The sequence below is a fragment of the Pseudomonas hefeiensis genome (assembly GCF_030687835.1).
Taxonomy (GTDB): domain Bacteria; phylum Pseudomonadota; class Gammaproteobacteria; order Pseudomonadales; family Pseudomonadaceae; genus Aquipseudomonas; species Aquipseudomonas hefeiensis.
On sequence record NZ_CP117449.1, the window covers coordinates 293844 to 308053 of the forward strand.

10 protein-coding genes and 1 pseudogene are annotated in these 14210 nt (G+C 58.4%); 8 read left to right on the forward strand and 3 right to left on the reverse strand.

Going from position 1 to position 14210, the window contains the following annotated elements:
- The first annotated feature begins 32 nt into the window (after window positions 1-32).
- The 3 genes from PSH57_RS01230 to PSH57_RS01240 are packed head-to-tail and all read left to right on the forward strand — an operon-like array spanning window position 33 to window position 3292.
- Window positions 33-1544, forward strand: a complete 1512-nt coding sequence (locus tag PSH57_RS01230; RefSeq protein ID WP_305387350.1) for a TolC family protein — start codon at window positions 33-35, stop codon at window positions 1542-1544.
- 12 nt (window positions 1545-1556) lie between these two features.
- Window positions 1557-2342 (forward strand): aspartyl/asparaginyl beta-hydroxylase domain-containing protein, encoded by a 786-nt coding sequence (locus PSH57_RS01235; RefSeq protein WP_305416285.1) that lies wholly within the window; start codon window positions 1557-1559, stop codon window positions 2340-2342.
- Window positions 2330-3292, forward strand: coding sequence for a sulfotransferase family protein (locus PSH57_RS01240; protein WP_305387352.1), 963 nt, complete (start codon window positions 2330-2332; stop codon window positions 3290-3292). The genes PSH57_RS01235 and PSH57_RS01240 overlap by 13 nt, the downstream gene beginning before the upstream one ends.
- Before the next feature lie 477 nt (window positions 3293-3769).
- Here PSH57_RS01240 and PSH57_RS01245 read toward each other — a convergent pair.
- The 3 genes and pseudogenes from PSH57_RS01245 to PSH57_RS01255 form a co-directional block, all read right to left on the reverse strand.
- Window positions 3770-4152: pseudogene (locus tag PSH57_RS01245) on the reverse strand (DUF6124 family protein).
- Between the two features lie 461 nt (window positions 4153-4613).
- A complete protein-coding gene (locus tag PSH57_RS01250) occupies window positions 4614-5375 on the reverse strand; it encodes a slipin family protein (protein WP_256232415.1) in 762 nt (253 codons plus the stop codon).
- Window position 5376: 1 nt separating this feature from the next.
- Entirely contained in the window at window positions 5377-5901 is a 525-nt protein-coding gene (locus PSH57_RS01255) for an NfeD family protein (RefSeq protein ID WP_305387354.1), read from the reverse strand.
- A gap of 146 nt (window positions 5902-6047) precedes the next feature.
- On the opposite strand from PSH57_RS01255, the gene PSH57_RS01260 reads away from it, so the two are divergent.
- From PSH57_RS01260 to PSH57_RS01280, 5 genes are all read left to right on the forward strand, one after another.
- On the forward strand, window positions 6048-6293 hold the full coding sequence (locus PSH57_RS01260) for a DUF2789 domain-containing protein (RefSeq protein ID WP_305387355.1): 246 nt from the start codon (window positions 6048-6050) through the stop codon (window positions 6291-6293).
- Between the two features lie 216 nt (window positions 6294-6509).
- A complete protein-coding gene (locus tag PSH57_RS01265) occupies window positions 6510-7091 on the forward strand; it encodes an alpha/beta hydrolase (protein WP_305387356.1) in 582 nt (193 codons plus the stop codon).
- 45 nt (window positions 7092-7136) lie between these two features.
- Window positions 7137-8060: a sigma 54-interacting transcriptional regulator gene (locus PSH57_RS01270; protein ID WP_305387357.1), complete on the forward strand. Its 924-nt coding sequence runs from the start codon at window positions 7137-7139 to the stop codon at window positions 8058-8060.
- Between the two features lie 257 nt (window positions 8061-8317).
- Complete coding sequence (locus PSH57_RS01275) at window positions 8318-9265, forward strand: hypothetical protein (protein ID WP_305387358.1); 948 nt, start codon at window positions 8318-8320, stop codon at window positions 9263-9265.
- Window positions 9266-9300: 35 nt separating this feature from the next.
- A complete protein-coding gene (locus tag PSH57_RS01280) occupies window positions 9301-14031 on the forward strand; it encodes an RHS repeat domain-containing protein (RefSeq protein WP_305387359.1) in 4731 nt (1576 codons plus the stop codon).
- Window positions 14032-14210: the final 179 nt, after the last annotated feature.

Genomic DNA, 14210 nt, shown 5'->3' on the forward strand with positions numbered 1-14210 from the left:
AAAAATTGGGGCAGCCAGGGGCAATCCAGGGAATGAATAGAAGTCAGAAGTTATTCGCAATGAGTGTGCTGGCGTTGACGGTCAGTGGATGTGCGGTCACCAGCGATCCGATCGAGCGTAGCGTCAGCGAACAGCGCGCCCGGACCGATCTGCAGAATATGTACAAGGATCAGGAGCCCCTCAGCGGGCCGCTGACCCTGCACCAGGCCATGGCCCGTGCGGTGAAGTACAACCTTGAAGGCCGCTTGAAGATCATGGAGGAAGCCCTGGCCAAGCGTCAGCTGGACCTGGCCAGTTTCGACATGCTGCCACGCATGGCCCTGGACGCCGGCTATGTGGGCCGCAATAACGTCAGCGCTTCCAGCAGCCAGAGCGTGGAAACCGGTACCCAGTCCCTGGAACCGTCGACCTCCCAGGACCGCGATCGCGAAGTGGCCGACCTGACCATGGTCTGGAACGTGCTCGATTTCGGCGTGAGCTACATCAGTGCCAAGCAGGCCGGGGACCAGCGGCTGATCGTGCAGGAGCGTCGGCGCAAGGTCATCAACACGATCGTCCAGGATGTGCGTTCGGCTTACTGGCGAGCCATGGCCGCCGAGCGCCTGCTCAAGCAGATCGACAGTCTGATGGTCCGGGTCGATACGGCCCGCGGCAACAGTCAGAGCATGAGCGAGCAACGCATTGGCGACCCGGTGCAGGCTTTGGGTTACCAGCGTTCGCTGATCCAGGCCACCCGCCAGCTCGAAGAGCAGCGACGGGCGTTGTCCCTGGCCAAGACGGAGCTGGCGACGCTGATCAACCTGCCCCTGGGCACTGAGCTGACCTTGGCCACTCAGGATGAATACGTGATCCCGGAACTCAAGGTCGACCTCGCGCGCCTTGAACAGGAAGCCCTGACCAGCCGTCCGGAACTGCGCGAGCAGGACTACCAGACGCGCATCACCGCTGCCGAAACCCGCAAGGCCATGCTGCGCCTGTTGCCGGGGCTGGAGTTTTCCGCTGGCGGGCATTACGACAGCAACTCGTTCCTGGTGGAGCAGGGCTGGGCTGACTATGGCGTGAAAGTCACCTGGAACCTGTTCAACGTAATCTCCGCCCCGGCGGCCATCAACGTCGCCAAGGCCGGTGAAGAGGTGGCGGCGGCGCGGCGTCAGGCCATGTCGATTGCCGTGCTGGCGCAGCTGTACGTGGCCAATGCCAATTACCGCGAGGCGCTGCGCCAGTTCAAGACCAGCCAGCAGTTATCGGATATCGATGGGCAGATCGTTGGTCAACTGCGCAACCGCTATCAGGCCGCCGGCTTGGGCGAGCTGGACCTGATCCAGGGCGAACTCAACACGCTGCAGGCGGATTTGCGGCGGGATCTGGCCTATGCCGACCTGCGCAACGCCTACGGCCAGATCTTTGCCAGCGCTGGCCTTGACCCGTTGCCCGATGAAGTGCAATCGACCCAAGTGCAGTCCATCGCCACGGCGCTGGCCAACCGCGAAGCGGCGTGGGCCCAGGGCGATATCGCGGCGCCGACGGCAGCGGTGACCCCATAACAGGCCGCCAGCATGGTGCGCCCGGCGTTTTCCCGGCTGCCGGTAACGGTGAACCTGCCCTTGCTGTTGCAGGCATTGGCAGCCGTTGAAGACGATCGTTGGCAAGGTCATTTCAACAGCGCCTATTACAGCGGCGACTGGAGTGGCGTGGCGCTGATTTCGGCGGTCGATGCCTTGACCCCGTTGTCTTGCGGGCGCGGTCAGCCCGTGCGCCGCGCGCCCTGGTCAGACGATGACCGTTGGCACGAAGCGTTGCGCGACTGGCCGCTGGAGATTGTCTCGGCACGGCTGCTGCGACTCGGCCCCGGCGGGTGTATCCACGAGCATCGCGATTATGACTTGGGTGGAGCGGACGCCGATCTGCGCCTGCATGTGCCGCTGCTCAGCCCGCCTGGCGTGGATTTCTGGCTGGATGGGCAACGCATTCCGATGACGGCGGGAGAATGTTGGTTTCTCGACCTGTCGCTGCCTCATCGCGTCGATAACCGCAGCAGTCAGCCGCGGATTCATCTGGTGCTCGATTGCCGCCCCAGCCCATGGTTGCAAAGGCAGGTTGCTGCAGGCCTGCTCAGCACACCGGCAATCGGGGCTGAGCGAAGTGATCTGGTGTGTTTTGAGCAACTCGTTGAAAGCGACCCTCAACTCGCCCGGACCCTGCAGAGCCTGCATGACGTGGACGCTTTCATTGAGTGTGCAATCGCGATGGCCGCCGAACGGGATTTGCACGTTACCCGCGAGCAATTGCAAGCGGCCATGCGCAACGGTCGCCGGCAGTGGAGTGACCAGTGGAAGGCCTGAGCCTGGATGGCTGGTTGCCGATCCGCGTGTGGCAAGCGACGGGGCAGTGGCGGGTTGACTGGTGCTGGTTCGGTGAGGCGCGATTGTCGCAACCGTTCTTCAGCGACGCGGTGGAGCAGGCCCTGCGGTTGCCCTTCAATCAGGCGTTCCGTCGCCAGACACCCTTGGGCGCTCTGGATCAGTGGAAGCAACAAAGCCCAGGTCTGCTTCCAAGTGCATTCATCTTCCATGCCTCCCGCTGTGGCTCGACATTGATCAGCCAGATGCTGGCGCAACTGGACGACCACATCGTCATTTCAGAACCGCCGCCTCTGGATACTCTGCTGCGCAGTGATATGGCGCACGCTGACCGGTGCATGGCACTCAGGGGGCTGATGTCGGCCTATGGGCAGCGCCGCCGCGGTGTGGAACAGCGGCTGGTGATCAAGCTCGACGCCTGGAACATCGGTGAGCTGGCGCTGCTGCGCGAATGTTTTCCCGATACGCCTTGGTTGTTCGTGTACCGCGACCCTTTGGAAATCGCCGTTTCCCATTTGCGTCGTCCCGGCATGCACATGGTGCCGGGGATGATCGGGACGAGCGTGCTGGACGACGGATTGCCCTTCAGCGGTCAGGAAGATTTCATCGCACGCCGACTGGGCCGATTGTTGCGGGTGGGGTTGGAGCGCTGCCATGAGTTTGCCGGGCTGGCGGTTAATTACGCTGAGTTGCCTGATGCGATGGCAGGGCGGCTGGCAGTGTTTTTCGGACTCGATGACGCCCAGCGCCGCCAAGTGTTTGCCATGGCGGGGCAGCATGCCAAGCAGCCGGGGCAGGCGTTTGCTGGTGACAGCGAGGACAAGCGTCGGGAGGCTTCATCAACGCTGCGTGATCAGGTGATGCATTGGGCGCAGGGGGCCTATGAGGCGCTCGAAACGTGGCGGCCTGATAGCCGGCCAGGATTTGGTTGACTGGGTACATATCCGTTGCTGCGGTAACGGCGGCTTAGGGTTCCGCCCTTACGGCGGGTCACTTTTGGCAAACGCCCCAAAAGTAACCAAAAGGTCTTGCCCCACCACTTGGTGCCTCGCCTAGGCTCGGCATGCCCGAACGCAGGCATTGCTCCGTGGGCCCGCCGCGAAGGGCCATCCATGGCCCAGCGCGGCTATCCCGGCATCCATGCCGGGATGCCCACTGCGCAATACCTGCGTTCGGCCAGCGTGGTTAACGGGGCCCCAAGATCAACATCCACCGCGAGGCGGCCTGACAGCCGGCCTGGCTTTAGCGGGTGTACACCCATCCGACCTGTTTGAGCAGAACCTGTGGGAGCAAAGCTTGCTCGCGAGGCGGCCTGATAGCCGACCTGTCTCTCCGGCCGTACCTCGATCCAATTGTGGGAGCGGGCTTGCTCGCGAAGGCGTCGGCACAGCTTGCATCAAAGCAAAGCGCTACCCCTTGGCCCCAGGCGCCGCCATCTCCTTCGTTTCCAAATGATCCAACGCTCGCTCAACCAACAACTGAACCCCATCGGCCATGCGGCTGATCGCCAGGGCTACGCAGCGGCGTGAGTCATCGACATCATCGGCCAGGTCGGCGGCGATGGTGCTGATGGAGAGCAGGTCTTCGGAGGCGTTGGCCAGCAGGGTTTCGGTGTCGATGTGAGGGGAGACGATGAAAAGCTGGTGTTTGTCGGGTTCGGGCGGTGAGGAAGGTTGGGGTTTGAGGTAGTAATCGAGGGCGCGGGTGGCGGCGTCTTCGAGCTTTTTTCTTCTTGCGCTTCGACGCGGGATTTGTGGCCGTTTTGCGGTGGGTTTGGAGTGACCTTGTACATAAATAATTACCCGATATGTAATTGAATGGAAACTGACACCTTTCGTTGCACCGAAAGAGGTGGCAGCTGTGCGCGGGTGTGCAAGACCGGGCATATCGGACCCCGGCAGACCTCGAGAGTCTCCCGCGCGCAGCCGCCATAAACGCGCCAATACGAGCATGAGCCGTTTGACGTGGTAGTTGCGCGCCGATATGTACCGGACTTGCACGTCCGTGTCACCGTTTTCTGGTGACGAACAAAGGTTATCGCCGCTCGAAAGCGCTGCCTAGTTCATGAACAACGCTGCGTATTGAAGGAAATGTCCGAGGGTTTGGCGGGGGAAAAGATCAAAGGATCGTCCGAACGCGGCCCGAGCCTTCGGCAGCTCCTACAGAAGTGGGTGTAGGAGCTACCCAAGGCTCGGGCCGCGTTCGGACGATCGTTTGATCTTTCGCCTGGGACTCCATGCCCTGCGCAACGGATCAAGACTTGTTGGGCGACAACTCCGCCATCCCCTTGAGCAACTCGATCGGCAGCGGAAAAACGATGGTGGAGGTTTTGTCGCCGGCAATGGAGCCCAGCGTCTGCATGTAGCGCAGTTGCATGGCGCCTGGCTGGCGACCAAGCATTTCGGCGGCTTGCATGAGTTTTTCCGAGGCTTGCAGCTCGCCCTCAGCGTGGATCACCTTGGCCCGTCGTTCCCGCTCGGCTTCGGCCTGTCGGGCGATGGCGCGGATCATCGATTCATTGAGGTCCACGTGCTTGATTTCCACGTTGGCCACTTTGATACCCCAGGCGTCGGTCTGGGCGTCCAGCACTTGCTGGATGTCGCTGTTCAATTGCTCGCGCTCGGCCAGCAACTGGTCCAGGTCATGTTTGCCGAGAACGGCGCGCAATGTGGTCTGGGCCAGTTGGCTGGTCGCCATGAGAAAGTTTTCGACCTGGATGATTGCTTTCTGCGGGTCGAGCACGCGAAAGTACAGCACCGCGTTGACCTTCACCGAGACGTTGTCGCGAGTGATCACGTCCTGCGACGGTACGTCGAGGACAATGGTGCGCAAGTCGACGCGGATCATCTGCTGCACCACGGGAATCAGCAGGATCAGCCCCGGTCCTTTGACCTGCCAGAACCGGCCAAGCTGAAAAACCACCCCGCGTTCGTATTCGCGCAGGATCCGGAACGTTGAAGCCGCCAGTGCTATCAACAGCAACAACAGCATCGTAAAACCGATTTGCATACCCATCTCAGCCTCCTTGGGAATCAGCGGCGGCCACTTCCAGTAGCAAACCCTTGCGTGCGATGACCCGCACAGCCTGGCCTGGCCGCAGCGGCGTCGCGCTTGCTACCTGCCAGCGTTCGCCTTCCAGCTGGATCCAGCCATGATGATTATTGCCGGTCTGTAACGCTGTCACCGCCGTGACACTGCCCAACAGCGCGGCATCGCCGCTGACGGGTTTGCGCGGTCGGGTTTTCAACGCGCGGATCAGCAGGACGATCAGCAAAAAGCCGCTGATCAGGCCCAGAGCGATCATCAGGGGGACCGGTACATCGGCGTTGGTCAGGATAACCGCGCCAATGACGCACAGAATGATGCCGCCCAACCCGGCGACTCCGTAGTTGGGCAAGGCAGCCTCGGCGATCAGCAAGGCCACGCCCACTGCAATCAGCCAGAAACCCAAGGGATTGGCCGCCAGTAGCGCGAGTCCATCGGCCGCCAATGCCGGCCCGCTCATGGCCAGCAGCGCGACCGTAAAGCAGTGAATGTTCACGGGACCTCCACAACGCATTCGTCGTGACGTTACCCAGAGTCTAGTCGAGTCAACGGTTGATTGAATTTTGATCAGTCTGAACGGTCATCAAAGGACTAGACTGCGGGGAAGAACCCAGCCATCTGCCCAATGCTCAGGAGTCCCGCATGGAATCCCCGATCCACAGCCTGCCCGCGCTGTTCAAACAATTGGGCCTGTCTGACGACCCTGTTGAGATCGAAAAATTCATCACGACCCATTCGCCCCTCAAGCCTGAACTGCACTTGGCTGACGCGTTTTTCTGGAGCACAAGCCAGCAGCAGTTACTGCGTGAAGAAATCCTCGAGGATGCGGACTGGGCGGAAGTGGTGGACCAGTTGAATGTGTTGCTGCGCAAGGGCCGCGATGAGTGACACGTAAGCAGAACCTGTGGGAGCGGCGGGCTTGCTCGCGAATGCGTCGTATCAGCCAGCATCACCGACAACTGGCCCAGTGCTTTCGCGAGCAAGCCCGCTCCCACAGAGAAAGGTGTTTATTCCTTATGATTATTAATAAATAGCTTCTTATTCCTTAAGCAATATAGCCCGCCTCCCTATACTCGCCTGCAACAGACACGCGGGAGAGTACCCATGCACAACGAATCGATTCGCTACCTGGTTGTGCCGGGCTGGCAAGGATCGCCGCTAAACCACTGGCAAACCCATTGGCAGAACAGCCTGCCCAATAGCGCCCGGGTCGAACAGGCCGACTGGTTGACCCCTCGGCGTGAAGACTGGGTTGCGGCGCTGACCCAAGCCATTGCCGCCGACAGCAGGCCGGTGATCCTCATTGCCCATAGCCTGGGTTGCATCACGGTTGCCCACTGGGCGGCCAGTGCGCCGATGCAGTTTCTGCGGCGGGTTCGCGGAGCGTTACTGGTGGCGCCGGCGGATGTCGAACGGCCGGCCTGCGCGCCTGCGTTGCGCAATTTTGCGCCGATTCCCACTGATCTGCTGCCGTTCCCAAGCCAGGTGGTCAGTTCCGACAATGACCCAGCCGTAAGCGTTGAGCGCGCGCTTGAGCTGGCGAGCCACTGGGGCGCCGACGCCGGGATTCTGGCCGGGGCCGGGCATATCAATGTGAAGTCTGGCCATCAGCGTTGGGAGCAGGGCTTCGCCTATCTCTATCGTTTGCAAAACCGCCTGGAGCGTCACGCCCTGCGTCGCGCCTGAGTTTTTTGCCCTCCCGTCTCCCGGCGGTTGGGCCGGGAGTCTGCCATGAGCTTGCATGAAACCTTGGGTCAGCCACTGCTGACGTTTCCCGACGCACAAAAAAGCCCCCTGAGCATCCGCGCCAAGGCGTTGGTGTTCGTCGACCCGCGTTCGCAGCAACTGCGCGACGCATTGGAGCAACTGGCGCCGCGCTCGATCGCGGTACTGATCCGCGGCCAAACCGGTACCGGCAAGGAGTTGCTTGCCCGTTACCTGCATCGTGAAAGCGCTCGCGGCGGGTTGTTCGTTTCGGTCAATTGCGCGGCTATCAGCCCGACTTACGCCGAAGCAGAATTGTTCGGTTATGCCGTCGGCAGCCACAGCGGCTCGGCCAGTAGCCGGGCCGGCTGGTTCGGCTCGGCCAATGGCGGCACCCTTTATCTGGATGAGATCGGCGATTTACCCCTGCCGATCCAGATCAAATTGCTGGCGGCCCTGGAAAACCACGAGGTCACCCGTGTCGGCGCCCACCAGCCCAGCCCCGTGGATGTGCGCCTGGTCGCGGCCACCAGCATTGATCTGGCGCAAGCGGTGGCCGTTGGAAAGTTTCACGAACGGCTCTATCACTACCTTCGCGAAGGTCAACTCGAGCTGCCGGCGCTGCACGAGCGGGTGGGCGATATTCTGCCCCTGGCTGAATATTTTCTGGGCATCTACAGCCAGCGCCTCGGTCTGAGCGTGCCTCTGATCAGCGAAATGGCGCAGCACGCGCTGGAGCGGCACAACTGGCCGGGCAACACCCGCGAATTGGAAAACGTCATTCATTTCGCATTGCTGGTAAGTAATGGCGATTACATATTGCCAGAGCATCTCAACTTGCCACATCCCACGGAACCTTCGGAGTTAATCAAGCACCTGGCGCTAACGTTGGTCGGGCAGGGTAAGCGTCAGCAACTTGAACAATTAAAGCAGTGGTTCGCTGGCCTCTGATTCGTACATCAATCTTGCCAGATTAATTAACCCCGATGATCTTTATGTTGTTGGGGTTTTTGTTATGTGAATATTAAGCGTGTTCGTGAGGTACGCGGTTTTTCATAAAATTGTAAGTTGTTCCTGCAAATAATTTGTGTGGCTTTCGAGCTTGATTGCTAACTCGGTAATTGTCATTAATTGAATGGCAAAAGCAAGGTGATCAACCGAACAGGAAGACGGTCACAATTCAATTAATAAATACCGAGTATTAGAAAATGAACGACAAAAATAACAAGCCTGTCATGGCACACGAATCGACATGGACGGATTTAAAACATTTTGGAATTGTTTCCGTAACGGGGGGTAATCAACTATACCGAAACGGCTATCAACAATTGCTGGTCAAAGTATTCATCGAGGTGACGGACTGGTGGGGATACAGCCTCCCTCTGACTCAGTCTGAATTTGATTCTATTGTGTTGATTGATGGCATCACCGGGGCGGCGTTAACTAAAGACAGGCATCGGGGTGACGTCGGTGTCTGGAAATACACTGAACAGCAAGACAGCCGTTTTCGCCAACTGCCTCCTAATGGTCCTGTCCAAGGGCCGGTGCCGTCGGGGGAGTTTGTCTACACAAAGGATTTTTATGTCACGTCCAGCTCCGACAGGCCGATTGACTTGCAGCTACGTATAGCGCGAGCAGACGGCGAACCGTTTCAGTCCGATAGGCAGAAAGATTTTGGCGCTCTTGCATTGGTTCCACTCGCTCCGGCCACTTATCGACCTGAGCAGTATTCGGTTCGTCGCACGTCGGCCCCCTATACCAGCCACGGAGATATCGAGAAGGTCGAGATTTTCAATCTGGAGCTGATAATTGATCAGCAGCGAATGGAGTTCGTAACGGATTTCAGTATGGGGGCTCATCTTCGGATAGGAAGCGCGGACAGCCGATATACAGGTTACTACGTTGCCGGGTATGGGAATGGACGATCCATACGAACGGGAATGCCGGTGTATTGGGATCTGCCGGATGCGCTGGGAAGGGACCGGAGCGAAAACTGGCGTGTTGCATGGGTGCTCGCCTATGGGAAACACGGTGGGCGCGTGTGGGTCCGAGACCCTGTGGCGAGAACCTCTTTCGAATTGCGCGATATGTATGGAAATCTCCATCAGTTGCACTTGGAACTCACCGAAAGCCCGCTGGCGGTTCGGATTTATTGATAAAAACAAAAACAACTTTTTCAAGGAAGAATCCCATGACTCTCTCGTCTTCTGCCGCCGGGCAATTAACTTCGGCGGCCTTCAAGTTTGACAGTTTCGTCCGCTCGGGCGTGGATCCCCGTACGGGGAGCTACAGTTGCAGCGTGGCGTTGGACGCGGCGCCGGATAACGCAACCGGGGGGGCGAAGGTCTCAATGACCCTTTCATACGATTCCTTTAATGATCAGAATCTTGGTCTAGGAATCGGGTGGTCCCTTCGCACCTGCAGCTACGATCAGCGCCGCCGGAAATTGACGCTGACAAACGGTGAGACTTATCAACTTTTCATGAGTGGAAGTCAGGTTGCTTTCCAGGATAAGAAACTCGATAACTTGAGGGTCACGGTGCAAGGTGACGAACTTGTTATTGAGCATATCGATGGCCGGGCCGAAATTCTGTCACGTCCGAGTACGGCTTATAACGAGTGGCTGCTGGCGCGTGAGTATTGCCCCGATGGCAAGGAAACACGTTATGAATATTGTCTTTTATCCGGACGACGACAGCTGGTGGCCGTCTATCATCAGCGTCGCCGCGTCATGCATATCGACTACGCCCAGAACAGACCGACGCCACCGACGATTACCGTGTGGCCGGATATTCCTGCCAAGAGGCTCCAGTACCTGTTTACCCTGGAGAGCGGAGTGCTCGAACGAATCAGGCGGGTCACCGCACAAAATAGTGCATCGGTCTGGTCCTTTGGTTATGTGCGAAGTCATGGTTATTTGGTAATGAACGAAGTTCGTCAGCCAAACGGTGCTCAGGAAAGACTTACCTACCTAGCTGACGGCCATAAGCTCCCCACTGGGGCGCCGGCAACCTACTTGCCCGTGGTCAGCCAGTCGGTTATGTCTCCTGGCGGCGGGCAGCCGACGATTACTAACGTTTACGAGTATTCCAGCAGCAACTTCCTTGGGTATGGTTCAGGGTTTCGTTGGTCCGCTGAACGTGATGTGCTTTATGACGTGCGGCGCAACTATGAATACTCCAGTACTCAAATTCAGATGGTTCCCGGCACCAGTGGTGGACGTGAGGCTTCTCGAATCATTCGCACCTACAATCGCTTTCATTCGATGATTTCGCAAAGGACCATCAGCGGCAGCATGATGCACCTGCGGGAAATCGAATATTACGCTGAACCCAATCTGGCTTTCAGTGATCAGCCCCCACAGTTCCAGATGCAGCGCGTTGTGCGTGACAGTTTTTTTGACTCCCGTGTGGCGCAGAGGGCGGGTCGCAGTCGTACCAGAAGTGAGGTTACCCGCACTTCTTATGATGAACATGGGAACCTGCTGGAAAAAACCAGCCCGTGCGGGGCGCGTGAGGTCTATGAGTATTTCCCGGCACAAGAGAGTGCGGATTGTCCTGCCAGCCCCATAGGCGTGCCTTGTTTTCTCAAGCAGAAGGCGATCATCGCCTCCCCTGATTTCGCCACCGCGCCGACGACGGTGGTTCGGTACACCTATACGCAACTGCCCTCGCTGCGTCCCGGTGATGGCGGCTGTATCCGGCTCGCCAGCGAAACACTGTACGAAGACGGCGTCAGCGAGCCACGGGTGAATTGTCGGTTACGGTACGTCAACAACAGCAAGGATTTCTTTCATGGACGGCTGCAAAGCAAGGTTGAAACCGTAGGCGGCGTGCGCAGTGAACACCGTTATGCATACCAGCGTGAAAACGATAACGTTCGCACCGATCTGACCTTTAGCGCTCAGGGCCTGAGCCATCGGCGGCAGGAATGGCATGACGAATGCGGCTGGCTGATCAAAATCTGTGAATCTGGCGGTAGTACCGTCAGCATGGAATACGATTCTCTGGGGCAACTGACCCGCGAAACGGTGATGCCCGACACTGACAGCTCAGCGTCCCGTCAATTCACCTATCGGGCAGCCACGTCCAGCGATCGGTTTGTCACCGTCACCGTCAAGGATGCCCGTGGCGGCCTGACAGCTACCCACAGCGACGGACTTGGTCGCACCATAAGGGTCGAGAAACAGGACGTCGATGAACCCGGCGCGCCCATGCGCGTGATCCATGAGGCCCAATACGACGGGCTCGGTCGCCTGCAGTCGGATAAACACACTGATTGGTTCAACGGCAAGCCGAAAACACTGGAGAGCCTGTATGAGTACGATCAGTGGGGGCACCAGAACCGGACCATTCGCCGTGGGCAAATGACCGTTCATGATGAGATTGATCCTGTAGCACGCACCCGTACCGAGTGGGTGGAGGGCGGCGGCAAGACTCGTACATTCATTAATGCCTTGGAGAAACCGTCGCGCGTCGAACGTGTGGACCTGTCAGGCGCTGTGCGAGAGGTAACCGCCTACGAATACGATGGTCTGGGACGGTGTATCAGGCAAACGGCTTCCGATGGGGCGGTTACCTGCTACACATACGACTTGGCCGGTCGCGTGCTGAGTACGATTTTACCCGACGGCACCGTGATCGGAAAAAGCTACGCGGCACAGAGCCAGGGTGACTACCCCACGCAAATCAGCGCAAATGACTATGTAGTGGGCAGTCGCACCTACGATGGACTGATGCGTATCACTGGCAACCAGTCAGGGGGGCGCACGGAACGGATGGTTTATGAAGGTTCCGGCAGGAGCGCTTCGCAGAAGATCACACCGGCCGGCAAAGTCCTGCGGTTCACCCTTGATCCCCTGTTGGGTGATTGCGTCACCGAGCGTTCAGGCAGCCAGGCGTCGGTTTTGACCAGGCACCGTTTTGATCCGAACACCGGCCTGCTCCAGGAGTCGGCCAACTCGCTGGTTCAGCGACGCTTGGAGTATTTTGCTTCCGGTCGGCTCAGCCGGGAGTCATGGGTAACCGCACTCGACCGGTTCGATAGTTTGCAAACCTATTCCTTGATGGGAAAGCCGATCGGTCATACGGATGTCAACGGCACGAACCGCACCTGCCTCTATGACGAGACGGGACGGTTGTCGGGAATCACTCAAGGCCCAATCGCTGTCACCTACTCGTACGACTCTCAAGGGCAGGTCAGTTGTATTGCCGTCACCGACTCTCAAACGGGTATTTCGATGGTTACCGATCTGGCGTACGACGAGTTTGGTCGCGAGATTCTTCGACGCTCCGGCTCGCAGGGAAATGACGCCATCGAGGTGGCGCAGTCGTTCGGCCCTGGCGATAAGCTCAGTCGGCGCACGCTCAAATCCAACAATGAAGTTCTGCGTCTTGAGTCGTTCACCTATGACTTACGGGGTCGCTTGACGCGTTACACCTGTGAGGGCAAGCAGGCACCCGTGGATACCCAGGGCAAAGTCATCGTTTCCCAGGACTACACCTACGACTATCTCGACAACATTTGTCAGGTGGTGACACGCTTCGCAGGCGGCGAAAACATTGCAAACTATCGATATGACCTGACTGACAAAACCCAACTGAGTGCTGTCACCCACAGTCATCCCGATTACGTGTCTGCCAATTCGACCTTCAATTACGACGTCGACGGCAATATGCTCAGTGATTCACAAGGGCGCAGGCTTTTTTACGACGAGTTGGGTCGCCTGGAAAACGTGACGTCGACAGACTCGAGGTCGACGTTGGCCTGCTATCGATATGATGCCTCGGACCGGCTCCATGCCTTTGAGTTGATGAATGAAAAGCCGTGTCGGCGTTTCTACCGTGAAGAGCAGTTGTGCGGCGAGGTTACAGGTGATGAGAGCCGCAGTGTCGTGCGCGAGGGGCAGCAGTTGTTGGCGTTGCTACAAGGTCCGCAGACGGCACTCTTGAGCACCGATGCCTATGGCAATGTCTTGCAGGCACTCTCTGGCGGCGACAATACCAGGCATGCCTATTCGCCCTATGGGCATCGCCCGGTGTCGGATGGATTGGTCAGCCTGTTCGGTTTTAGCGGCCAACCGCTTGACCCCGCGACCGGTTGTTACCTGCTCGGCAACGGCTATCGGGCCTACGATCCGGTACTCATGCGATTCCACCGGCCCGACAGTTGGAGCCCTTTCGATGGCGGCGGCCTCAATCCTTATGCCTACTGCCTCGGGGACCCGATCAATCTCAGCGATCCGACCGGCCATGTTTCTGTCTGGAGTTGGGTCAAGATAGGTCTTACTGCTGCTTTCGCCGTGGCTTCCGTCGCATTGACCATCGCGACCCTTGGCGCATCCGCGCCCTTGGTCGGGATGTCGTTTTCGGCCGCGACGGCGTTGACGCTGGAGGTGGTGTCAGGTGCGGTATCCATTGCATCGATGGTGTTGGAGGAAACGGCTCCGGACGCCGTGGCCACTCAGATCCTGAGTTACGCCAGCATTGCCTTGGGGGTTGCGTCCGGCGGGGCTTCCTTGGCGGGCAAAGTGCTAGGTAAAGGCACCTCAGTCGCGCTACGCAAAACCGTCGATTCGCTCGGTGACGTCGTGACAGTGAGTCGCCAAAATGCCTTGCGCGCCACACGCGTCGGAGCACATGCCAGGGCCGCGAGCCCTTTGATTCGTGGCGGCGGGCAGCGCAACCTCATCGCACTTCAATCAGAGCTGAGAAATGTACTGACAGCCAAGGATGTGGTCGGCTATGTCAAGTATCCGGTTGACGGCGTCAAGTATACGATCGATAGAGACCGGTACATCGAAAAGGCCAAAGGGTTTTTCCAGCAGGAGGACCCATGGTCAAGTAAGGACAGGAGCGGCCAGGCGTTCGACGACATCTATGGCGACGTCAGGGAACGAGGCTCGGACATCCGATTTGCATGAGGACGGGCAGGTGCACCTTTCTCTCCTATATGAGTTATCGGTCTAACTGTCTTAATAAAAGATATTGTTAGGGAATAAAAAATAACGGTATCGTCCACCTCACGCCAGCGATAGCACTTCGCTGGCACTTCCCTATTTTGACCGTGGTCCATGACGACGGTGATCTTCGATAAGGACAC

Coding starts and splice junctions, on each gene's coding strand:
- PSH57_RS01230 (WP_305387350.1), top strand. CDS start 33: ATGAATAGAAGTCAGAAGTTATTCGCAATGAGTGTGCTGGCGTTGACG.
- PSH57_RS01235 (WP_305416285.1), top strand. CDS start 1,557: ATGGTGCGCCCGGCGTTTTCCCGGCTGCCGGTAACGGTGAACCTGCCC.
- PSH57_RS01250 (WP_256232415.1), bottom strand. CDS start 5,375: ATGGGTATGCAAATCGGTTTTACGATGCTGTTGTTGCTGTTGATAGCA.
- PSH57_RS01260 (WP_305387355.1), top strand. CDS start 6,048: ATGGAATCCCCGATCCACAGCCTGCCCGCGCTGTTCAAACAATTGGGC.
- PSH57_RS01265 (WP_305387356.1), top strand. CDS start 6,510: ATGCACAACGAATCGATTCGCTACCTGGTTGTGCCGGGCTGGCAAGGA.
- PSH57_RS01270 (WP_305387357.1), top strand. CDS start 7,137: ATGAGCTTGCATGAAACCTTGGGTCAGCCACTGCTGACGTTTCCCGAC.
- PSH57_RS01275 (WP_305387358.1), top strand. CDS start 8,318: ATGAACGACAAAAATAACAAGCCTGTCATGGCACACGAATCGACATGG.
- PSH57_RS01280 (WP_305387359.1), top strand. CDS start 9,301: ATGACTCTCTCGTCTTCTGCCGCCGGGCAATTAACTTCGGCGGCCTTC.